The organism is Pannonibacter sp. Q-1, from assembly GCF_054073275.1.
In genome coordinates this window covers 19,419-41,274 of sequence record NZ_JBSXNB010000013.1, presented here as the reverse complement: position 1 = coordinate 41,274, position 21,856 = coordinate 19,419, and the positions used below count along the sequence as shown (strand labels likewise).

At 65.3% G+C, this 21,856-nt stretch carries 18 protein-coding genes; 6 read left to right on the top strand and 12 right to left on the bottom strand.

All coding sequences use genetic code 11. From position 1 onward, the window contains the following. Positions 1 to 8: 8 nt before the first annotated feature. Positions 9 to 1,637 carry a proton-conducting transporter transmembrane domain-containing protein gene (locus ACVNHC_RS24005; RefSeq protein WP_457169837.1) on the bottom strand — a complete coding sequence of 543 codons (1,629 nt, stop codon included), beginning with the start codon at positions 1,635 to 1,637 and terminating at the stop codon, positions 9 to 11. A gap of 98 nt (positions 1,638 to 1,735) precedes the next feature. On the opposite strand from ACVNHC_RS24005, the gene ACVNHC_RS24000 reads away from it, so the two are divergent. Further along, complete coding sequence (locus tag ACVNHC_RS24000) at positions 1,736 to 2,641, top strand: LysR family transcriptional regulator (RefSeq protein WP_457169836.1); 906 nt, start codon at positions 1,736 to 1,738, stop codon at positions 2,639 to 2,641. 2 nt (positions 2,642 to 2,643) lie between these two features. Here ACVNHC_RS24000 and nikR read toward each other — a convergent pair whose 3' ends face one another. Beyond that, positions 2,644 to 3,111 (bottom strand): nickel-responsive transcriptional regulator NikR, encoded by a 468-nt coding sequence (gene nikR / locus ACVNHC_RS23995; protein ID WP_050472307.1) that lies wholly within the window; start codon positions 3,109 to 3,111, stop codon positions 2,644 to 2,646. A 140-nt stretch (positions 3,112 to 3,251) separates the two neighbouring features. On the opposite strand from nikR, the gene ACVNHC_RS23990 reads away from it, so the two are divergent. The 5 genes from ACVNHC_RS23990 to ACVNHC_RS23970 all read left to right on the top strand — a co-directional run bounded on the left by ACVNHC_RS23990 (position 3,252) and on the right by ACVNHC_RS23970 (position 8,432). After that, positions 3,252 to 4,841, top strand: a complete 1,590-nt coding sequence (locus tag ACVNHC_RS23990; RefSeq protein ID WP_457169835.1) for an ABC transporter substrate-binding protein — start codon at positions 3,252 to 3,254, stop codon at positions 4,839 to 4,841. 351 nt (positions 4,842 to 5,192) lie between these two features. Then, positions 5,193 to 6,182 carry an ABC transporter permease gene (locus ACVNHC_RS23985; protein ID WP_457169834.1) on the top strand — a complete coding sequence of 330 codons (990 nt, stop codon included), beginning with the start codon at positions 5,193 to 5,195 and terminating at the stop codon, positions 6,180 to 6,182. Next, positions 6,179 to 7,054 carry an ABC transporter permease gene (locus tag ACVNHC_RS23980; protein ID WP_457169833.1) on the top strand — a complete coding sequence of 292 codons (876 nt, stop codon included), beginning with the start codon at positions 6,179 to 6,181 and terminating at the stop codon, positions 7,052 to 7,054. Before ACVNHC_RS23985 ends, ACVNHC_RS23980 begins: the two co-directional genes overlap by 4 nt. Beyond that, positions 7,051 to 7,785 carry an ATP-binding cassette domain-containing protein gene (locus ACVNHC_RS23975; protein WP_457169832.1) on the top strand — a complete coding sequence of 245 codons (735 nt, stop codon included), beginning with the start codon at positions 7,051 to 7,053 and terminating at the stop codon, positions 7,783 to 7,785. The genes ACVNHC_RS23980 and ACVNHC_RS23975 overlap by 4 nt, the downstream gene beginning before the upstream one ends. After that, positions 7,779 to 8,432: an ATP-binding cassette domain-containing protein gene (locus ACVNHC_RS23970; protein WP_457169831.1), complete on the top strand. Its 654-nt coding sequence runs from the start codon at positions 7,779 to 7,781 to the stop codon at positions 8,430 to 8,432. The genes ACVNHC_RS23975 and ACVNHC_RS23970 overlap by 7 nt, the downstream gene beginning before the upstream one ends. Here the strand turns inward: ACVNHC_RS23970 and ACVNHC_RS23965 are convergent. The 10 genes from ACVNHC_RS23965 to ACVNHC_RS23920 form a co-directional block, all read right to left on the bottom strand. Next, positions 8,390 to 9,346 carry an NAD-dependent epimerase/dehydratase family protein gene (locus tag ACVNHC_RS23965; protein WP_457169830.1) on the bottom strand — a complete coding sequence of 319 codons (957 nt, stop codon included), beginning with the start codon at positions 9,344 to 9,346 and terminating at the stop codon, positions 8,390 to 8,392. The genes ACVNHC_RS23970 and ACVNHC_RS23965 overlap by 43 nt on opposite strands. Positions 9,347 to 9,445: 99 nt before the next feature. Then, entirely contained in the window at positions 9,446 to 10,522 is a 1,077-nt protein-coding gene (gene bglB / locus ACVNHC_RS23960) for a beta-galactosidase BglB (protein ID WP_457169847.1), read from the bottom strand. Positions 10,523 to 10,557: 35 nt separating this feature from the next. Continuing rightward, positions 10,558 to 13,068, bottom strand: a complete 2,511-nt coding sequence (locus ACVNHC_RS23955) for a hypothetical protein (protein ID WP_457169829.1) — start codon at positions 13,066 to 13,068, stop codon at positions 10,558 to 10,560. Continuing rightward, on the bottom strand, positions 13,065 to 14,342 hold the full coding sequence (locus tag ACVNHC_RS23950; RefSeq protein ID WP_457169828.1) for an HAD family hydrolase: 1,278 nt from the start codon (positions 14,340 to 14,342) through the stop codon (positions 13,065 to 13,067). The genes ACVNHC_RS23955 and ACVNHC_RS23950 overlap by 4 nt, the downstream gene beginning before the upstream one ends. Next, positions 14,342 to 15,385 (bottom strand): ABC transporter ATP-binding protein, encoded by a 1,044-nt coding sequence (locus ACVNHC_RS23945; RefSeq protein ID WP_457169827.1) that lies wholly within the window; start codon positions 15,383 to 15,385, stop codon positions 14,342 to 14,344. Before ACVNHC_RS23945 ends, ACVNHC_RS23950 begins: the two co-directional genes overlap by 1 nt. After that, positions 15,382 to 16,446: an ABC transporter ATP-binding protein gene (locus ACVNHC_RS23940; RefSeq protein WP_208977513.1), complete on the bottom strand. Its 1,065-nt coding sequence runs from the start codon at positions 16,444 to 16,446 to the stop codon at positions 15,382 to 15,384. Before ACVNHC_RS23940 ends, ACVNHC_RS23945 begins: the two co-directional genes overlap by 4 nt. Positions 16,447 to 16,461: 15 nt before the next feature. Then, the gene (locus ACVNHC_RS23935; RefSeq protein ID WP_457169846.1) at positions 16,462 to 17,589 is read right to left on the bottom strand and encodes an ABC transporter permease; all 1,128 of its coding nucleotides are present in this window, start codon (positions 17,587 to 17,589) and stop codon (positions 16,462 to 16,464) included. Between the two features lie 58 nt (positions 17,590 to 17,647). Then, positions 17,648 to 18,634, bottom strand: a complete 987-nt coding sequence (locus ACVNHC_RS23930) for an ABC transporter permease (protein ID WP_050472530.1) — start codon at positions 18,632 to 18,634, stop codon at positions 17,648 to 17,650. 146 nt (positions 18,635 to 18,780) lie between these two features. Next, positions 18,781 to 20,685 (bottom strand): ABC transporter substrate-binding protein, encoded by a 1,905-nt coding sequence (locus ACVNHC_RS23925; RefSeq protein WP_457169826.1) that lies wholly within the window; start codon positions 20,683 to 20,685, stop codon positions 18,781 to 18,783. A gap of 117 nt (positions 20,686 to 20,802) precedes the next feature. Next, a complete protein-coding gene (locus tag ACVNHC_RS23920; protein WP_122522222.1) occupies positions 20,803 to 21,855 on the bottom strand; it encodes a LacI family DNA-binding transcriptional regulator in 1,053 nt (350 codons plus the stop codon). Between the last annotated feature and the right edge of the window lies 1 nt (position 21,856).

Below are 21,856 nucleotides of genomic sequence, written 5' to 3'. Positions count from 1 at the left end.
TCGGCAGGTCAGGAGCGCAGGGCGGGCCGGGCCAGCCAGCGGTCCAGCAGCGCATTGACGTAAAGCCCGTTGGCGAGATGCACCCTGAGGCCAGCTGCAGCCGGATGCGCCGCCCAGAGCGGGAACATCGCCTGCGTCACCGCGATCACACCGAAGGTTGCCAGCGACAGCAGCAGCAGGGCCGTTTCCAGCGGGCCGGGCTCCGGCACCGGTGGCAGCGTGCCGCCGTAGATGGCTGCAGCCACACCGTGGAAGGCGAAGTAGGCTGCAGCGGTTGCCAGCGAGGCGGCAATCGTGCGCAGCATCAGCCCGCGCGGCGCGGCACCAGCCAGCCCCTGCGCCATCAGATAGGCCACACCGAAGATGAGGATGACACCGAGGGCCAGCGCCTGCGGCGGCTTGTCGGCCCAGCCGAAGGCCGCAGCCGCCAGGGCATAGACACCCACCGCCAGCGCAAAGGCCCGCGCCACGGCTCTGGCTTCCGGCACTGCCACCGGCCCCGGCCGGGAGGCTGCGGTCACAGCTTCCACCGCCGTGCCCGAGGAGAGGAAGGCGTGGGCCTTGTAGAGCGAATGAGCCACGATGTGCAGCAGCGCCAGATGGAACAGGCCGAAACCGCACTGCAGGACCATGAAGCCCATCTGCGCCACGGTGGACCAGGCAAGCGCCGTCTTCACCAGAGGCTGGGTCAGCATCACCAGCGCGCCGAAGAGCGCCGTGAAGCCGCCGATCACCACCAGCAGTGCCAGCACACCGGGGCTGAGCAGCATCACATCGGCAAAGCGCACCAGCAGGAAACCGCCCGCATTGATGACGCCCGCATGCAGCAGGGCCGACACCGGGGTCGGGGCTTCCATCACTTCCGTCAGCCAGCCGTGCAGCGGGAACTGCGCCGACTTGAGGCAGGCAGCCAGAGCAATGAGTGCAGCCGCCGCGACCGCCAGCGTGCCGCCTTCGCCCATCCGGGCCTCAGCCAGAATGGCCGCGATGTCACCCGTGCCATAGGTGAAGCCCAGCGCGAGCACACCGGCCAGCAGCACCGCATCGCCCGTCCAGGCGCTCAGCCGCTTCTTGGCCAGCACCTTGGTCACACCCGGCCGTTCCGGATAGAACCGCAGCAGCTGCATCAGCGACTGGCTGGCCATCACCCAGGCAAGCCAGATCTGCGCCAGCGTCGCGGCAGAGACGAGCAGGATCACGGCCGCCAGCGTCAGGCACAGCCAGCCCGTAAAGGCCCCCTGCCGCGCTTCGCCGTCGAGATAGGTCCGCGAGTAGCGCAGCACGATCCAGCCGATGAAGCTGACCAGCACCAGCATGGTGACCGACACCGCATCCAGCCGCAGACCGGGCATGAACAGATCCGCCAGCGGATGTCCCGTCTGCACGATGACCTGCTGCGGACCCGTGATCAGGAAACCGGCCAGAGCCGCCAGCGCCAGAAGAAAGGCCGCAAGACCGGAAAGCTCAGCCAGGCGCGGCAGCGGATGGGGACGGCGGCTCCGCCGCAGCACAGGACGCAGCGCAGCCACGGAGGCCACGAGAGCCAGCAGCCCGGCAGCGCCAGCAACGGCAATCACGCCATGGGACGCGGCAGAGAGAAGCGCAGCAGGCAGAAGCGCGGCGGACATTTCAGGCATCGGAACCTCCGGGTTACTCGGACGCCGCAGTTGGTATCAGCCCGCCAAACCCAATAAAAATACATTGTTTGTGCGTTTTCGTTCTATAAAATAGAACTATGCCTGACCTGAACTATCATCACCTGCGCTATTTCCGGGCCGTGGCCCATGATGGCAATCTGACCCGCACGGCGGAGCGGCTGAACCTGTCGCAGTCGGCCCTGTCCGTACAGATCCGCCAGTTGGAGGAGCGGCTGGGCCATGCCCTGTTCGAGCGGCGGGGCCGCCAGCTGCATCTGACCGAGGCCGGGCGGATCGCACTGGATCATGCGGACGCCATCTTCTCAGCCGGAGAAGAACTGATCGCCACCCTGCGCCAGACCGGCACCACCCGGCAGGTGCTGCGGGTGGGCGGCATGGCAACGCTGTCGCGCAACTTCCAGATTGCCTTCCTGCGCCCGGTGCTGGGGCGGTCGGATGTGGAAGTGGTGCTGCGCTCCGGCTCGCCGGCGGAATTGCTGCATCAGCTGGAAACGCTGAACCTTGACGTGGTGCTGCTGACCCGCCCGCCGGAGAACAAGGCGGATCTGCCCTTCATCGCCCACAAGCTGGCCGAACAGCCCGTCAGCCTCATCGGCCGGCCGGATGCACTCACGGCGGGCCTGAGCCTTGGCGAACATCTTGCCCGCGCGCCGCTGATCCTGCCGACGCGGGACAGCAGCGTGCGCACCGGTTTCGATGCACTGGCCGCCAGACTGGATGTCAGCCCGCAGATTGCCGCCGAGGTGGATGACATGGCGATGATGCGTCTTCTCGCCCGCGAGGGGCTTGGCCTCGCCGTGATGCCGCCCATCGTGGTGCGGGACGAGCTGGCCAGCGGCCTCTTGCGGGAAATCGACCGGCTGGAGGGACTGACAGAAAGCTTCTATGCGGTCACCCTGTCCCGCCGCTTCCCCAATCCGCTGCTGCGCGATCTCATCGCCGCGCGCCCGGCTGACTTTGCCGCCGGGAATGATGCAGACTGAGGTCAGAAACTATCGCGCACCTTGAGGTGCATATGGCTGTGGCTGGCGCCATCGCCATGCTGATGCACCTCCTCTTCCTCACTGATGGGCACAAGTGACAGCGCGCCGTGGCGCACGCCCCGTTCGGTGAAGAGGCCATTGGCGTAGTTCTCCACCGTCTCCACCGGCCCGCGCATCACCGCCACTTCCACCGCCACCGTGTGGTCCAGCGGCACGGACAGCGCGGCAACAGCCATGTGGTGATGCTCATGCCGGGACTGGGGCACCCGGCGGCCAAGGTCGCGCATCGACAGATCCACCGTATAGCTGAGCACGCCGACGCATTGCGCATTGCCCGAGGCCTTGCGCGCCAGCCCGCGCCGCAGAAGATCACGCAGGGCTTCGGAGCGGTTGGTCGCACCCGAGCGCGCCATGAAGGCGTCCAGCTCGTCCAGAAGATCATCCTCGATGCTGATCGTGATCCGCTGCATGGGCCCTGTGTCTCCGCCTCGTGTTCAACCATGCCGCCAATTTGGGCAAGGCGGCCCTGCCAAGAGACTTGCATCGGATTGCCGCCAGATGCAGTATGAAAAAACAAAATGAATTTCATACTCGTCAGGACGACCGCCCCATGCATCTGCGCAGCCGCCTTTTTGCCACCGCCTCCGCCCTTGCTTTCGGGCTGCTTGCCGCCGCCAGCGTGACGGCGCAACCCGCCCCCCCGGCGCTGGTGCTGGCGGTGGGAGGCGAGCCGGAAACCGGTTTTGACCCTATCACCGGCTGGGGCTCCTATGGCAATCCGCTGTTCCAGTCCACCTTGCTGAAGCTCGACACGGATCTGAACCTCACTGGTGATCTGGCAACCGCATGGACCCTTTCGGATGACCGCAAGACCTGGACGCTGACCCTGCGCGAGGATGCAAAATTCTCTGACGGCACCGGCCTGACGGCGGAAGATGCAGCCTTCACCTACAACATGGCGCGTGATGCAGGCGGCGTCGTGGACCTCACCAATCTGCGCGAGGCGCGCGCCACCGGACCCTACACGCTGGAAATCGAGCTGAAGGAACCGCAGATCACCTTCACCAGCCGCCTTGCCAGCCTCGGCATCGTGCCGAAAGCCGCCTATGGCCCGGACTATGCCCGCAAGCCCATCGGCTCCGGCCCTTTCAAGCTGGTCGAATGGCGCGAAGGCGAACAGCTGGTGGTGGAACCGAACCCGCATTGGCATGGCACGAAGCCCGGCTTCTCCCGCGTCAGCTTCGTCTTCGGCTCGGAAGATGCTGCCGTCAGCCTCGCCCGCACGGGCGCCGCCCAGCTCGTGGCCGTACCTTCCTCGCTGGTGGACGAGACGCCGCAAGGCATGAAAAGCCTGCATGTGAAGACCGTGGACAATCGCGGCGTCATGTTCCCGATGGTGCCGGAAACAGGCGCGAAGACGGATGAAGGCTATCCGATCGGCAACAGCGTGACCTCGGACAAGGCCATCCGCGCGGCGCTGAACGAGGCGCTGGACCGGCAGGCACTGGTGGATCTCGCCCTCTCTGGCCATGGACGGCCCGCCTATGGTCCGGCTGACGGCCTGCCCTGGGACAATGCAGATGCGAATGTGAAGGGCGGCGATAGTGAAGCGGCCCGCGCCACGTTGGCCGCAGGCGGCTGGCGCGACAGCAACGGCGATGGCGTTCTGGAAAAGGACGGCAAGGATGCCGCCTTCACCCTGCTTTATCCGGCGTCCGATTCCACCCGGCAGGCACTGACGCTTGGCGTCGTGGAACAGGCGAAAGCGATCGGCATCCGCATCACCCCACAAGGCAAGAGCTGGACCGAAATCCGCACCCTGATGCATGCCAATGCCGTGCTCTTCGGCTTCGGCTCGCACAGCCCGGCGGAGATGGTCCGGCTGAACGGCAGCCGCTATGCGGGCGCGGGCTATTACAATCCGGGCTATTACAACAACCCAGCCGTTGATGCCGCCTTTGCCAAGGCTGAAGGCGCAGAAAGCTTCGAAGCCTCCCTGCCCTTCTGGCAGGCGGCGCAATGGGACGGCGCCACCGGTTTCGGCTCCAAAGGCGATGCCGCCTGGGCCTGGCTCGTCAATCTGGAGCATTCCTACTGGGTGTCGGACTGCCTCGACACCGGCCGCCAGCAGGTCCAGCCCCACGGCCACGGCTTCCCCATCACCCGCAATCTCGAAGACTGGCGCTGGACATGCCAGTGAGGGCTGAACGTTCCGGTCTTACGGGCCGCTTGAGAGGAAAATGGCCCTCTCCTTTTGCCGCAGCGCCCCTCTCCCCCCTTGAGGGGGAGATGTCTGCGCCAGCAGACAGAGGGGGGTGGCAGCGCTTCGGCAAGGCACTACCTCTCTCACGCAGTGACAGTCCGTTACCCCCCTCTGCCCTCTGCCGGGGGCATCTCCCCCTCAAGGGGGGAGAGGAGCTGGTGCCTGACCGGAAGTCCGATGTAAACACTGCCCAGGCAAAGAGCCGCAGCGGCCATACTGATGCATCACTGCGGTTAGCTGTCCGCAATGGACGCGCCCCTGCACACCCGGCAAAGGAAGGCAGCCATCATGACTGACTGGCTGTTGCCTCTGCTCCGCGACCGCTTGATCCGGCTTGCATGGATGGTGCCGGTGGGGGCCTTTGGGCTGTTTGCGCTGGTCTCGCTGGCGCCCATCGACCCGGTGCAGAGCTTTGTCGGCGCGAAGATGATGCAGGTGGGGCCGGAGCAGCGCGAGGCGATTGCGGCGGCCTGGGGCTTGAACGATCCATTCGGCGAGCGGTTTCTCCGCTGGGCCGGCAACGCGCTCTCCGGCGACTTCGGCAATTCCATCACCTACAACGCGCCCGTGCTCGACATCATCCGCGACCGGTTTCCCGCCTCGCTGGCGCTGATTGCGGCGGCCTTTGCCTTTTCCTTCGTGCTCGGTCTTGGCCTTGGCACGGTGGCCGCGGCCACGCGCGGGCGCTGGCCGGACCGGATCATCCGGGGCTTTTCGGTGATGCTCGCCTCCAGCCCCGGCTTCTGGGTGGCGCTGCTGCTGGTCGCCATGTTTGCCGTGGGCCTCAACTGGCTGCCTGCCTGCTGCGCCGCCCCGCCGGGACTGCAGGCCGATGAAGCCACCCTTGGCCAGCGCCTGTGGCACATGATCCTGCCGGCTATCTCGCTCTCCATCGTCGGCATTGCGCCGCTGATCCTGCACACGCGCCAGAGCATGATTGCCTTTCTCGACAGCCCTGCGGGGCGGCATCTGGGCGCCCATGGCTGGGCGAGCCTGCCGCTGGCTTTCGGGCCGGGCCTGCGCCACGCACTCGGCTGCGCCCTGACCGTGCATCTGGCGGGTGCGGGCGAGTTGTTCGGCGGCTCCGTGCTGGCCGAAACCGTCTTTGCATGGCCAGGCCTCGGGCAGGCAACCGTGCGCGCCGCAACGGGCGCAGATGCGCCGCTGCTGATCGGCATCGGCCTTGCCACGCTGCTGTTCGTCTTTGCCGGAAACCTTGCCGCCGACATTGCCGCAAGGCTGCTCGACCCGCGCCTTGCAAGGAGGAATCCGGCATGAGCCTTGCCCAGACTGGCAGCGCCGCCCCCGCGCAGGCCCTTCCTGCCATGCCGCGCAGCAATCCGCAGAAGCGCGTTGCCCTGCTGGGGCTTGCCGCGCTTGGGCTCATCGCCGCCATCGGCCTTGCTGCGCCTCTGGTTCCGGAAAGCTGGTATGCGGTGAACCCGGCAGCACGCGGCCTGCCGCCCTCGCTGGCCCATCCCATGGGCACCGATCTTCTGGGCCGGGACCTGGCCGCCCGCACGCTCTCCGCCCTTGGCCGCAGCATCTGGGTGGGGTTTTTCTCTGCCGCCCTTTCAACGCTGATCGCGCTCGCCATCGGTCTTGCCGCAAGTCTCGACCGGCGGACAGACCGGCTGCTGGGCGGGGTAACGGAACTGGCGCTCGGCCTGCCGCATTTCGTGCTGCTGATCCTCATCTGCTACGCCGCAGGCGGCGGCACCACGGGAGTGATCATTGCGGTTTCCCTCACACACTGGCCGCGTCTGTCCCGCGTGCTGCGGCATGAGGCCCAGACGGTGCTGACCTCGGACTATGTGATGACCTCCCGCGCCCTTGGCCGCTCCCCCGGCTGGATCTCTCGCCGGCATCTGGTGCCGCATCTGCTGCCGCAGCTTGCCGCCGGTTTCGTGCTGATCTTCCCCCATGCCATCCTGCATGAGGCGGGCCTCAGCTTCATCGGCCTTGGCATCGAGCCGCATCTGCCCTCCATCGGCATGATGCTGTCGGAATCCCTGCGCGGGCTGATGGCCGGAAAATGGTGGATCGCCGCCGGTCCCGGTCTGGCCCTGATGCTGGTGGCGCTGTGTTTCGAGCTTCTGGGCGAGCGCCTGCGCAAGGCAGCAGACCCGCGTGCGGTGGATATCGTATGAGCCTTTCGGTCATCAACCTGACGGTCAGTTTCCCCAGCGCGGACGGCCAGCCCGTGCAGGCGCTTAAGGGTCTGAGCCTGACTGTGGAACGCGGCGAAGTGGCGGGGCTTGCGGGCGCATCGGGGGCAGGCAAGAGCCTTGTGGCTGAGGCGCTGATGGGCCTGCTGCCGGGCAATGCCATCACAGGCGGCCATGTGACCGTGGACGGCCAGAAGCCGCGCCCCGGATCGCTTGCCCTTGCGCCGCAGACTATTGACGCGCTCGACCCGCTCGCCCGCACCGGCCCGCAACTCGCCCGCTTCGGCAAGCCATTCGGCCGGGCGGTGGACGCCGGAAAGCTGCTGGCAGATGTAGGGCTTGAGCCGGACGTGGCCCATGCCTTCCCGCATGAGCTGTCCGGCGGCATGGCCAAGCGCGTGCTGCTGGCCAGTGCGCTTGCTTCAGGCGCAGACTTCATCATTGCAGACGAGCCCACCAGCGGGCTCGACCCGGACAATGCGGACCGCATCATGGCGCTGATTGCCAGTCTTGCCCAGAAGGGCCAGGGCCTGCTGGTGATCAGCCACGATCTGAAACGCCTGGCCGCCATCTCCCGGCGCATCACCGTGATGCAGGATGGTGCCATCGTCGAGACGGCAGATGCCGGATGCTTTGCCAGCGAAGGATCAGCCCTTTCCGCCCCCTACACACGCGCCCTGTGGCGGGCGCAGGAGATCTACGGCACATGCTGAGCGCGGAAAGGCTGAGCCTGAAACTCGGGCAGAAGCAGGTGCTGGACGGCGTGAGCCTGACGCTTGAGCCGGGCAGCGTGACCGGCCTTGGCGGGCTATCGGGGGCAGGCAAGACCAGCCTCGGCCGCTGTTTTGCCGGGCTTATTGCGCCAGCAGAAGGCGCCGTGCGTCTCAATGGTTCCGCCCTGCCACCCTTGCGCGCGGGACGCCCGCACCCGGTGCAATATGTGCCGCAGATGGCGGAGCTTGCCGTCGATCCGCGCTGGCGCATCGACGATATCCTGCGCAACGGCGGCACGCCGGATCAGGAGGTACTGTCCGCCCTCGGCATTGATCCGGCCTGGGAAACACGCCACGCGGGGGAAGTTTCGGGCGGCGAACTGACCCGTGTGTCGCTGACGCGGCTGATCCTGCCCTCCACGCGGGTGCTGATCCTCGACGAGGTGACGGCCCGGCTGGACGCGCTGTCGGAAGACGCCCTTTGGCAGGCGCTGCTGCCGCTGGCAAAGAAACGCGGTCTGACCCTCATGATCATCAGCCACAAGCAGGGCCTGCGGCAGCATCTGTGCAGCACGAGCTATCTTCTGGAAAGCGGCAGACTGGTTCAGGAAACCGGCTTGCCGGCCTCCGCGATGCGCCGGTCCTGAGCGCCCAGCGCCTCAAGTGCTTCGAGGGTTGTTTCGGCGGGCACCCAGCCCAGCGCCATCAGCGCGGCCGGGCTGGCGGCGAGCGAGCCGCCCAGCCGTTCGGCCATCTCGCCCTTGCCTGCCAGTTTCAAGCCCAGTTCCAGCAGGGCGGGCGGCACCGGCAGAAGACCCGGCCTGCGGCCCAGGCCTCGCCGGTAGGCCGCAATGATCCCGGCGAGCGTCACCGGTTCAGGGTCCGCCACGATCAGCGGCCGGTTGGGGGCTTCCGGCAGACGCATCACGCAGTCCACCGCACCCGCCAGATTGGCCAGCGAAATCAGCGAGCGCTTGCCGGTGAAAAGCCCAAAGGGCAGCGGCACGGGCTTGCGGGCCAGCGCAAACAGCGCTTCCAGATTACCCCTCGCGCCCGGCCCATGCACCAGCACCAGCCGCAGCGCGGCGTAAGGCATTCCGGCTTCGGCAATCGCGGCCTCGGCCTCCAGCTTCGAGCGCCCATAGGCATCGGTGGGCTGTGCCGCGTCTGCTTCCGTCAGCACGTGATCAGCCGAAGGGCCGGACTGGGCACGGATGGAGGACAGGAACACGAAGCGCTTCACGCCAGCCTTGCGCGCCGCCTGTGCCAGTGCCGCCGTCGCGTCGCGGTTGACAGCCCGGTAGTCATCCTCGGGACGGCCCGACATGGCATGGGCGATGCCGGCGGAATGGACCACGAAATCCACATCCCGCATCGCCTGATCAAGGTTGCGCGGACGGGCAAGGTCACCGATGAATTCCTGATCCGCGCTGACAGCATCCTCCACCGGACGGCGCAGCAGCAGCCGAAGGCGGTAACCCCGGCGGATGAGATCGGCAGCCAGATACTGGCCGGCAAAGCCGGTGGCACCGGTCAGCGCAACAAGCGGGGCTTCGGTCATGGGGCATCTCCGGTCAGCTGGCGTGAACGGGACAAGCGGTACTGCACCCGTCCCGCCCACACAAGCCCCGCTAAAACGGCGGGCCCTTTCCCGAAGCTGTCAGCCTCTTCCCTCGGCCATCGCCCGGACGAGCAGCAGCATGACGAGGGCCTGACCGTAAGGGGCGGGCACGTTGGGGATCTGACGGTAGAAGTCCAGCGTATGGCCCATGGGCGTACCATCCGACACCTGCAGCACGATGCCGCTGTCATCGATCCGCTCCAGAACCGCCGCCAGAGCCCGGTCAGCCACCGGGCGGTAATCCTGCGGCAGCAGGCCAAGGTCGATGCCGCGCAGAATGCCATAGGCGATGGCGGCGGTGGCGGAGGTTTCCTCCGGCGACTGCGGGTCCAGCACCAGCGTGCAGAACATGCCGTTGCCGCGCTGGTTCGCCGCCAGCGTGCGCACCTGCGCGTCCAGAATGAAGGTGAGATGCGCCTTCAGATGACCAGGAATCTCGCTGACGAGACCGAACAGCTCCGGGATCGCCACCGTGATCCAGGCATTGCCGCGTGCCCAGAAGGCCTTGGCGAAGTTGTGGTTCCCGTTGAAAGTCCAGCCGTGATACCACAGACCGGTGACCGGATCGGCGAGGAACCGTTCATGCACGAGGAACTGATAGAAGGCTTCCTCGATCCAGTCCTGCCGGCCGAAGCGCTGCCCGGCGCGGGCCAGAAACAGGCACGTCATGAACAGCGTGTCGTCCCACAACTCGCCATCGTTCATCCGCTCCTTCACCACATGCTGGAAACCGCCGTCGCGGGTGCGGGCAAGGCTGGTCATCAGCCAGTCCGCCCAGTCCTTCACCAGCGCCTCGAAATCCGGCCGGTCCACATGGTCGATCAGCACCGACAGCGGCAGCATGGGCGAGGAGGAATTGACCTGGCGCGGCGGGATGCCCTTGGAGATCTGCCAGTCATACCAGCGGGCAATCGCCTCGATCAGCGACCGGTCGCCCACCGCCTCCGCATGGCGGATGAGACCGTAGATGCCGACGCCCACTTCCCAGTCCCATTCCTCGAACTGCAGGTCATAGGCATCTTCGGAAATGGCGGCGGTTTCGTTCATGCCCTTGAGCCGGGCTAGGCCGACCGCCACGCGGGACAGCGTCGCGGACAAGGTGTCGGGATTGATCATCAACATGGCGGGGTCCTGTCAATCGGCGGATCAGATCAATGGGAGACGGCAGGAAACTGCCGGATGAGCGGGTCAAGGCTGCGGTTGGGGAAAGGCATCGCCGTGCCATCCACAACAAGGCCGGAGCCCCAGGAAAGCGCGAGGGACGGATGGCCCGCCCCCGAAAGCGTCAGGGTGAGGGCATCTGCATCAAAGGCGAGACCGAGGGCCTGAACGCTGGAGCGGAAGCGGGCAAAGGCAGCGGCAGGATCACCGGCACCGGCAGCCTCGCCCATCAGCGCCGCCCAGCCGCAACGGCTGGCATGGGCGCGGAACTCGATACCCGCGCCCGGCCCTTCCGTCACCGCCTCAAGCGGGGCGCTGGCCGAGAGAGCGGCAAAACCGGCACCGGAGCGCAGGAACAGCCAGTTGCCGTCCTGCTGCACCTCGTCAAAGGCAGAAGACTCCACATAGGCGTGGGTGAAACCGATGCGCGGATCCTCACCCAGATCGAACACCAGCAGCGCGGCGTTGCCGTGCTGGCCAACGCGGGGCATGACGCCATTGCCCGCCCAGTAGGACGGGCGCTGGCCGCCCCAGGGATCATCGGCACCGGGATGATTGACCCAGGCACGGGCAAAGGGATGGGCGGCAAAGCGCAGATCCACCTGATGCTGCTGGTGGCCCTTTTTGCCCGGCTCGCCATCCACCATGGAGGAGAGCTGCACATGGGCGGACTTGTAGAGCGCCAGCCGCGCCGCCTCGTCATGGCCCTGCACGTAATGGGCTGTCAGCGCCGTTCCCGGAGCGGGATTTACCACGTCAAGCGCACGTTGCGGCGGGGCATATGAGCCTGCCGCCAGCATCGGCAAGGCGGCCACACCATCATTCAGCCAGCCCTCGCCAAAGCCAAGGGTGGCGAAGGGGGCAAGCTCGGTCAGCGGACCGGCGCGCAGTTCCTTGTCATAGGCCCGGCCCATGGTGCCGGCCGGAACACCGCCCAAAGTATGCAGGCCGATCATCAGGAACAGCCGGTCCAGCAGTTGCGCCGCCCGCTCGCGGATGCGGCCGTCGCCCAGATGCTCCAGCGCCAGAAGGCCGATGAAGTCGATCGGGTAATAGGCGGCAGAATTCCACTCGGCGAGGCCATGCGCCTCGACACTGTCAAACCAGCGCATCAGCCGCTCTTCGCCAAGCCGTGCCTGCTCCGCACCCTTGCGGCCGGAACAGGTGAAACTGGCATCGGGATAAAGCCGTCCGGCGAGATATTGCGAGACGTGGAAACACAGCACGTGGTTCTCGCTCCAGAACCACATCACGTCATTTCCCGGCTCATCCACCCAGTAGCGGTAGCCCAGCACCGAGGCATCGATGGCATCCCGCAGATCCTGCGGCAGGCCCGCGCCGTAATCCGCCGCCAGCCAGAGCAGCGGCACCATCACGAAGTCGGAGCAATCGCGCCGCTCATCGATGGCTTCCAGCGTATTGGAGATGATCTCGCGGAAGGTATCATCCACCGGCTTTCCAGCCGCCTGCATGGCGATGGCCCGCCCGGCGCGCATTTCGCCGTGGCTGGCGAGAAACTCCAGCACTTTCGGCTTACGGTCAGCTAGCGGCAGGGCGCGCCAGTCGAGCTTTTCCAGCCGGTGCGTGGCAAAGGCGATGTGCCGCTCCACCCGCGCCGTGCCGATGGAGAAGGTCAGGTCCAGCGGATGATAGGCATCGGCCAGCCCCTCAGCACCCGGAAGGCTCACCCGTGTTTCCCCCTTCCGCAGCACGGCAGAGGATTGCAGCAGCGGCGGCTTGCCCCGCATGTGCACGCTGGGCTGGATGCGGGCGGCTATGGTCACATCCACATCCGGCGCATGGGCAAAGACAAGAGCCAGTTCGCCGGTGATGCTGTGGAACGGCTCCGGGCGCACGGAGGTGGCCAGCTCCATCAGCGCTGCAATGTCAGCAGGCGCCACATCCACCGGCAGCACCGCCGTGATCGCCGCATCGGACAGCAGCGTCAGCTCGAAGAACCAGATGGCATCGCGCTCGGCCAAGTCTTCGGTCAGCACGACCACCTCACTGCCTTCCGGCTTGAGGGTCAGCACGATGTCCGTACAGCTTTCCTTGTTGCGCTGGAACGGCTCGAAGGAGACGGCTTTTTCCCCATCCACCCAGATGGTGACGCCGCCGCAGGTGGCAAGGCGGAAGCGGCAGGGCGCAGGCGACGAAGGCACCAGCCGGGTCTTGAGCCAGCGCTTCAGCCGGGTTGGCCGGTGCCAGAAGCTGGAGAACTCCACCCGGCGGTTGAAGCCCGGCAGGTTCAGCGCCTCCACCTCGAAAGGCTCCAGCGTAACTTCTCGGGTCTTGATCTCGTCCCACAGGGCGACACGGCAGGGCAGATCGCCCACATCGACGAAACCGTTGATGAAGCGGTATTGCACCCGGTCCTCGGCCAGCGCCGGCGTTCCGGGGTAATAGGTCTGATGCACCGGCCCCATGGCCCAGGCGGTCACGCTGCTGCCTCGCGTCACGGAAAAACCGGCAACAGAGGATGCGGTCAAGGGCGCGGTCATTCATCCTCTCCTTCGCCGGGCAGCGGCAGGCTGAGTTCGATTTTCTCCAGCAGATCCGGCAGGCGGCCGATCTGGTTGAAGGTCAACATCGGGCGCTCGGCCCGGGTGCCGGGCTTGTGGCTGCGCCGGGTGGACCAGTTGAGGAAGAGGGAGATGAGGCCGAAGCGGTTGGCGCCCAGAATGTCCCGCTCCAGATTGTTGCCCACCATCACCGTGCGCGACCGGTCGCCATCCGCAAGATTCAGCGCCTTGCAGGCAGCTGCAAACATCTTCGGCGAAGGCTTCAACTCGCCGATGTCGCCGGAGATGATGTGAGCCTCGAAGCAGTCCCACAGGCCATGATGCTTCAGAATGTTCTCGAAGGTCGCGCGCGGGCCATCGGCCACCAGCGCCAGCCGGTAGCCGCTGCGCACCAGTTCGTGCAGCATGTCGCCAGCGCCGGGAATGAGATCAGCACTGGTGACCACTTCCGTTCCGGGGATCTTCACCTCGGTGCGCTCGTCCACCAGGGTGTCGCCGCAGTCCAGAAACACCGCGGCCAGATGCGGCACGCGGGTTTCCAGACTGGCAACGAGCGCCTCCACCCGCCCCGGCACCCAGCTATCAAGCATGGACCAGGGCATGAGGCACACGCCGCCTTCCTCGTCGCTGCAGCGGGAGAACTGCCAGGACGGGGAAAACGCCATGCGCTTCAGGGCAAGGCGCGCCAGACGGCAGCTCAGCGGGGAGGCCGAGATGCGTCCGGCATCGGAAAACCGGTTGGAGAGGTGCACGCCCCCATCCCCGGCGAAGGCACCGCACATGGCGGCAATGAGGGGCCCGGCGTGCCTGCGCATCTCGCCGTCATCGGCCCAATGGGCATGTTTGCCCGGCTCCAGATAAAGGACCGGACGCCCCGCCTCCACCGGCAGCGCGCCATCTGGACGCAGCATGCGGCGGCGTGCGCCATGGCGTGAGGCCTCGACCATGGCAATGCTGCCGTCCGCCTCCACATGCACCCAGACATGCTCAAGGTCATAAAGGTGCTGAATGTCCCAGTCGTACCAGATCGCATATTCGATCACCGTGCGCCCGCGCGGGCGGATGATGAACCTAGAGGACAGCGAAGGCCCCTCCTCCCGGTAGACCGCATAGCCGGCGGCCAGCGGGCGGAAGGGTTCGGCATCATCCATGCGCAGCACCGGCAGATAGCGGGCAGCAAGGGCAAAGTCAGGCGCCTGATCCGCATCCTCAGGCAGGCCGGAAAGCGGCAGATCTGCAAGAAGGTTGCGCATCAGCCGTGAACTCCGGTCAGGGTGAGGCTTTCGGCGTGATGGCAGCGCACCTGACGTCCGCCCTCCACCGTGCGCAGAGCCGGAACCGTGGTGCGGCAGTTTTCATCCGCGTAGGGACAGCGGGGATGGAACGGACAGCCGGAAGGCACATTCATGGCGTCGGCGATCTCGCCCTTCAGCGGCACGCGCTTGCGGGTGCGGTTGCCGCGCGGGTCCGGCTGCGGCACAGCGGCAAGCAGGGCTTCGGTGTAGGGATGCAGCGGGCGGGCGAACATCTCCTCCGTCGGGCCAACCTCCATCAGGCGGCCCAGATACATGACGCCGATCCGGTCAGAGATATGCTCCACCATGCCAAGGTCATGGGTGATGAAGAGATAGGTGAGGCCCAGCTGCTCCTGCAGGTCCTGCAGCAGATTGATGTTCTGCGCCGCGACGGACACATCCAGCGCCGACACCGCTTCGTCCGCAGCGATGAAACTGGGGTTGAGCGCAAGCGCGCGGGCAATGCCGATGCGCTGGCGCTGGCCACCGGAGAAGGCATGCGGATAGCGCTGCAGATACTCCGGGCGCAGGCCGACAAGGCGCAACAGTTCCGCCACCCGGTCGCGGATCTCGCTTTCCGAGCCAGCGCCATGCACCACCATGGGCTCACCCACCAGCTCCAGCAGCGTCATGCGCGGGTTGAGCGAGGAATACGGGTCCTGAAAGATCATCTGCATTTCGCGGCGGATGTCGCGCATCTCCCGGTCGGAGAGGCGTGAAATATCCACCACGGAGCCATTGCCGCGCCGGAACAGGATTTCCCCGCCGGTCAGGTCATAGGCCCGCAGGATGAGGCGGGCGATGGAGGACTTGCCCGAGCCACTTTCGCCCACAAGGCCAAAGGTCTCGCCCTTGCGGATATCGAAGGTGATGTCATCCACCGCCTTCACCGCCCCCACCTCGCGGCGGAACCAGCCTTCGTAGACGGGGAAATATTTCCGCACGCCCCTGACAGAGATGAGGGTGTTCTCGTCCATGATGAGATCCTGTGCGGCGGTCATTCGGCAGCCTCCGCAATGCCGGCGGTTCCGGCGAAATGGCAGCGGGCGCGCTGGCCGCTGGGGAAAACGGCATCCTCCGGCACGGTAACATCGCAAGTACCAGCCACCCCATGCATGCAGCGCGGATGGAAGGAGCAGCCGCCGGGCACGTTGTAGGGGTCGGGCACCATGCCGGAAATGGTGCGCAGGCGGCGGCCATGGCTCTTGCCGAGGCGCGGGATCGATTGCAGCAGCGCCTGGGTATAGGGGTGCTTGGGCTCGTAGAAGATTTCATCCACGGTGCCGGTTTCCACCACGCGGCCCAGATACATCACCGCCACCCGGTCGGCGATATCGGCCACCACACCGAAATTGTGGGTGATGAAGACGATGGCCATGTTCAGCTCTTCCTGCAGCCGCTTCAGCAACTCCAGGATCTGGGCTTCCGTGGTCACATCCAGTGCCGTGGTCGGCTCGTCGGCAATCAGCAGCGCCGGATCACAGGCCAGCGCCAGCGCGATCATCGCCCGCTGGCGCATACCGCCGGACAGGTGGTGCGGATAACGGTCCACGATGTCGGCCGGCCGGGGCATCTGCACGCGCTTCAGCAGCTCGATGGCCTGATTGCGCGCTTCGGCCTTGGACACCCTCTTGTGCAGCATCACCGTGCGCATGATCTGGGTGCCGATGGTGTGCACCGGCGACAGGGCCGTCATCGGCTCCTGAAACACCATGCCGATTTCGCCGCCGCGCAGGGAGCGCATGGTGCGGCTCTGCCGGTCTTCGGAGGAAATCAGCACCTCGTCACCCGATGAACGGCGGAAGCGGATGGTGCCGCTGGCATTGAGCGCATTGCGCGGCTGCAGCCGCATGATCGAGCGGGCCGTGACCGACTTGCCCGAACCGCTTTCCCCGACAATGCCCAGAACCTCGCCGCGGTTGACATGGTAGGACACGCCGTTGACCGCCCGCACCAGCCCGTCGCGGGTGGGGAAATGCACGCCGACATTGTCCAGTTCCAGCAGCCGCTCGGGCGGCATGGGGGCAAGATCGGGCCTTGGGGCTTTCTGCTTGAAAAACATGATGGCTCCTCCCCCTCAGTGGCCGTAAGGATCGGCGGCATCGCGCAGGCCGTCGCCAATGAAGTTGAAGGCGAGGACAACGAGCACGACCGCAACGCCCGGGGCCAGAAGCCAGGGGGCCAGGGAAATGGTGCGAAGGTTTTGGGCGTCCTGCAGCAGCACGCCCCAGCTGACGACCGGCGGACGCAGGCCCAGCCCCAGGAAGCTGAGCGCGGTTTCACCCAGGATCATCTCCGGGATCGCCAGCGTGACAGCCGCAATGATGTAGCTGGTCATGGCCGGCAGCATGTGGCGGGTGACGATCCGGTACTCCGAAGCACCCGCGAGCCTTGCCGCCAGCACGTAGTCCTCCGTCTTCAACGAGAAGAAGCGGCCACGCACGACACGGGCGAGATGCGTCCAGCCGATCAGCGACAGGATGATGGTGATCAGCACATAGACGAACAGCGGGTCCCAGGCGATGGGCAGCGCCGCCGCCAGGCCCATCCACAGCGGGATCGTCGGAATGGAGCGGATGAACTCCATCAGCCGCTGGATGCCGGCGTCAAGCCAGCCGCCGTAATAGCCAGAGATCGAGCCCAGCGCGAGGCCGAGGATGAAGGCGAAGGCCACGCCGATGAGACCGGCCGACAGGGTGACGCGGGCGCCATAGAGAAGCCGGGTGAAGAGATCGCGGCCAAGGGAATCGGTGCCCAGCAGGTTGATCTGCTGCTTGCGGTCATCGATGCCGAAGAGATGAACACGCGTCTCGTAAAGCCCGAGCAGGTGATACCTTTCCCCTTCCACGAAGAAGCGGATGGGCAGCGGCTTTTCCGTGTTGGGCTGATAGATCACCCGCGCGGTTTCCGGATCGCGCTTGCGCTCCAGCGGGTAGATGAAGGGCCGGTGCAGGCTGCCTTCATGGAAGATGTGCACCATGTTGGGCGGGGCAAAGGTGTTGAGGCGGCTGATCGTCTCCGGCCGGTAGGGCGAAACGAAATCGGCGAAGAGCGCCAGAACGCCAAGCACTGCCATGAAGACGAGCGAAGCCACCGCCAGTCTGTGCTTGCGGAAACGCCACCAGATGAGCGTCCATTGTTTCGCGGTCGAAAGCTCTCCGCCCATCACCTCCTCGCGCGGGGCAAGCGGGGGCAGGACCGGCATTTCAGCGGGCGTGGTCGACAGCGTCTGATCGAGGGTCTGGGTCATATGGCCTTGCTCCTCATGCAAACCGGATGCGCGGATCGGACAGCGCAAGCAGGATGTCGGACACCACCGTGCCGATGACGGTGAAGACGCTGAGAATGAGAATGAAACTGCCGGCCAGATACATGTCCTGCATCTTCAGCGCCTGCAGCAGCAGCGGGCCTGTGGTGGGCAGGTTCAGCACCACGGCGGTGATCACGTCGCCGGAAAAGAGCGCAGGCAGCGCCCAGCCGACCGTGGAGATGAAGGGGTTGAGCGCCACGCGCACCGGATAGCGCCAGACAACGGTGCGCTCGGTGAAGCCCTGTGCGTAAGCCGTTTCCACATAGGGCTTGCGCAACTCGTCCAGCATGTTGGCGCGCATGACGCGGATCAGTCCCGCTGCACCGCCCGTGGCCAGCACCACCAGCGGAATCCAGAGGTGTTCCAGCAGGTTGATGATCTTGGCCAGATCCCAGGGCTTTCCTTCGAACTGCGGCGAGATCAGCCCGCCCACATCCATGTTGAGCCAGACAAAGGCGGTCCACATCAGGATCAGCGCCAGCAGGAAATCCGGGACGCCCTTGCCGAGAAAACCGAAGACCGTGAACACATAGTCGAAGATGGAATATTGCCGGGTGGCCGAATAGACTCCGACCGGAATGGCGATGAGCCAGGTGAAGATCATGCTGAGGGTGGAAATGAGCAGCGTCAGCCCGAGGCGGTCCCAGATCAGGTCACTGACGGGCGCATTCCATTCCAGCGACCGGCCAAAGTCGCCGTAGAAGACGATGTTGGAGATCCAGCGCCAGTATTGCACCAGCAGCGGATCGTTGAGCCCGAACTGGGCGCGCATCATCGCCTCTTCCGCCTCGGTGATGTACTCCCCGCCATTGCGCAGCTGCGCCGCATAGGCCGTGACGAAATCGCCCGGCGGCAGCTGGATGATGAGGAAGGAGATGAAGGAGACGAAGATCAGCGTGGGCACGGCCCAGGCCAGACGCCGCAAGATGTAACCAAGCATGAACACCCTCCAGTTCCGCACGCAGCCTCGGGGTGGAAGCAGGCAGTACGCCGCGCGGGCGGGAACAGGATTTCAGATTGACCGGATCCGGCACCCCCTGCCCTTCGGCATCGGGGGCGCCGGTCTGAACGTTGCAGCCGCAGATGCTACTGCTTCATCCACATCTGCTGGGTCACACCCAGACCAATGCCGCGGGTGATGTCATCCTCGATCAGGTCATCGGGGAAGTTCATGAAGTTGTTCTTCACGATGGTGATGGCAGGCAGTTCCCCGACCACACCAATGACCCAGCCCTGCGTGACGAAGGTCTTGATCAGGTCATTGAGTGCGCCATCGGCTTCGGCGCGGCTCGCAGCCTTGGCCGCCTTGTCCCAATCCTCGAAGAGCTTGCGGATCGCGTGATCTGCAGGCGGCTCGATGCCCGAGGCACCCTTGGTCGAGTACCAGATGTAATACTGGTTGGCGTAGGAATCATTGCCCATCATGATGCGCGGGTCAGCCGCCACGACCGACAGGCGGTCGAAGGGATACCACTGCATCTGGAAGTCATTGTTGTCGCGGTTCGCGTCCCACTGGGTCCGGTCGATGATGCGCGGCAGCAGCTCGACACCGATATCCTTGAAATTGGCAGCGATGATTTCCATGGTCTTGGGACCATTGGCATGCTGCATTTCGACAACGATGGACAGGCGCCTGCCATCCGGGCGCAGGCGGAAGCCCTGGGCATCGCGCTTGTCGAGACCGGCCTTGTCCAGCAGCTCGTTGGCCAGATCGGGATCATACTCGGCCCAGTGCGTTTCCAGCTCGGGATCGAAATTCGGCGACCCGGTGACGGGAGAGGCCTGACGGGGCTCGGCAAGGCCGGAGAAGATCAGCTCGTTCACCGTCTCACGGTCGATGGAAACGCTGAGTGCCTGCCGGACTTCGGGCGTTTCGAACAGCCCGCGCAGCACTTCATCCTTGACGGTGAGGTTCGGCACCAGCGCCCAGGTCTGAGCCTGCGTCCAGCGGCGGACCGTATAATTCCCCTTGGCCTCGTTCTCCTTGTAGAAGGTGAAGTCCTGCGGCTCGACATAGCGCATCTGCATGTCGATCTGGCCCTGCACGATCATCAGGTTGAAGGCTTCCTGATCGTTGAACAGCTTGTGGGTGATGCGGTCGATATAGGGCAGCTGGTTACCGGCCTGATCGACGGCGTAATAATAGGGGTTGCGGACCATGGTCACGATCTCGGCCGGAGCCGGGGTCTCGATCTTCCAGGCGGTGATCACCGGCAGATCCGGGTTCTGCCACCAGGCGGTTGCCGCCCCGCGCGAGCCCCACAGGTCGCTCCACTTTTCGACGCCGAACTTCGCAGCCGCCGCCTTCAGCTCCTCTTCCGAAGCATATTTGTTGTTGAACTGCTTCAGATAGTGCTTCGGAAACAGGAAGCTCGGGCGGTCAAGGCTCGGGTTGCCGGTGGAATCCTTGGCGAGGATTTCAAGGAAATAGACATAAGGATCCTCGAAGCTGACCTTGAAGGTCTGCTCGTCGATGATCTCCAGCTTCATCGGCTTGCCGCCGGGGGCGAGCGTCTGGTCAATCTCGGCCAGAATGTCCTTGTTGAGATAGACATCCTCATACCAGAAGCGCACGTCTTCCGTGGTCACCGGCTCGCCATCCGACCACTTCAGCCCCTTCAGCAGGGAGAAGGTGAACTCCCGCGAATCCTCGCTGACCGAATAGGACGAGATATAGCCCGGCACCAGTTCCAGCGGGCCGCCGGTCTTCTGGCCCCACTTCACCACGCGCTCTTCCATGAGCTTGGTCGGGCCCCAGCGGTCGCCCGGCCCCTTGTAGGCGCGCTGCCAGTTGCCGCCATACTGGCCAACCTCAGCCGCCTCGATCACCGCCGGTGTCTCCGGCAGGCGCTGATCCACTGGCGGCAGCTTGCCCTCCTTCACAAGTGCTTCCAGCATCGGCGCTTCCTGGAAAGCATGGGCGGAACTGATGGCAGAGCCTGCCAGCAAGATCACCGCCAGTGAAGTGAAAATATTTTTACGAACCCCCATATCAATCTCCTCCCAGAGCCAGAAGCGCAACCATCAACACAGCAGATTAGCTTCTGATAAACTTGACGAAGGAGACGATCCCGCATTGAAAGTACAATTTCAAGAACAAAAATATTTTCATTTACTCGAAGCTTCCCTGGCACTTTCGCGGATAATGAGCTGGCAGGCCAGTTCGATCCGGACGGGCGGGAAATCGGGTGCGTGCACGGCAAGGCGGTTCTCGAGCGTCTGAACGGCCGCCGCGGCCAGATGGTCCAGCGGCACCCGGACGGTTGCCAGCGGCGGCGTGGTCAGCTCGCCGATGGTCACACCGTCAAAGCCGATGACGCTGACCTCCCCGGGGACGCTGATCCCGGCAGCGCGCAACGCATTGAGCGCACCGATGGCGAGATTGTCGGCCGCGCAGAAGATGGCCGTATTGCCGCCCAAGCCTCCCCGGGCTGCGATGAAGCGTGACAGCGCCGCCTCCCCGTGACCGGGTTCATAACCATCGGCATAGAGCACCTCGCAGGCCTCGGGCGAAAGGTCCCGGGCCAGCAGGGCATCTCGCACCCCGTCTAGGCGGCGGCGGATGGTGCTGCGGCCATGCCAGGTAAGATGCAGGATGCGCTGATGCCCGCGCGACAGCAGCCACTCCGCCGCAAGCCGCGCGCCATAGCGGTTGGACGGCACCACAGTGTCGATGGACATGGAGGGATCATCGCCATTGAGCAGCACCGTGGCGATGCCGGACGCGGCCAGCCCCTTGATCAGGCGTGGCGTGTGGTCGTGCACCAGAATGATGCCATCGGCCCCACAGGCGCGTGCTCCGGCAATGATCTCCGGCGCACTCAGATCCCCTTCACTGGCATGCGGCACCAGCTTGATGGCCCGGCGCTCGCACTCCCGTGTGAGGCCGGAGAGCATCGTCCAGGAAAAGAGGTTGGTGTTCACATGCGGCAGATTGGCGTTGGGCACCGCGAGATAGAGCGTCGAGAGCGAGGCAATCGCCCCCTTCTGCTGGCGCTTGGCCAGATACCCCAGCCTGCGGGCTGCATCCAGCACCCTGGCGCGCACCTCGGCGCTGATCGGCGCCGTGCCGTTGAGCACATGCGAGACAGTGCTGAGCGCAACGCCCGCCTCCTGCGAGACATCCTTGATGCCGACCTTGCCCGGCGTCTTCTTCTCCATG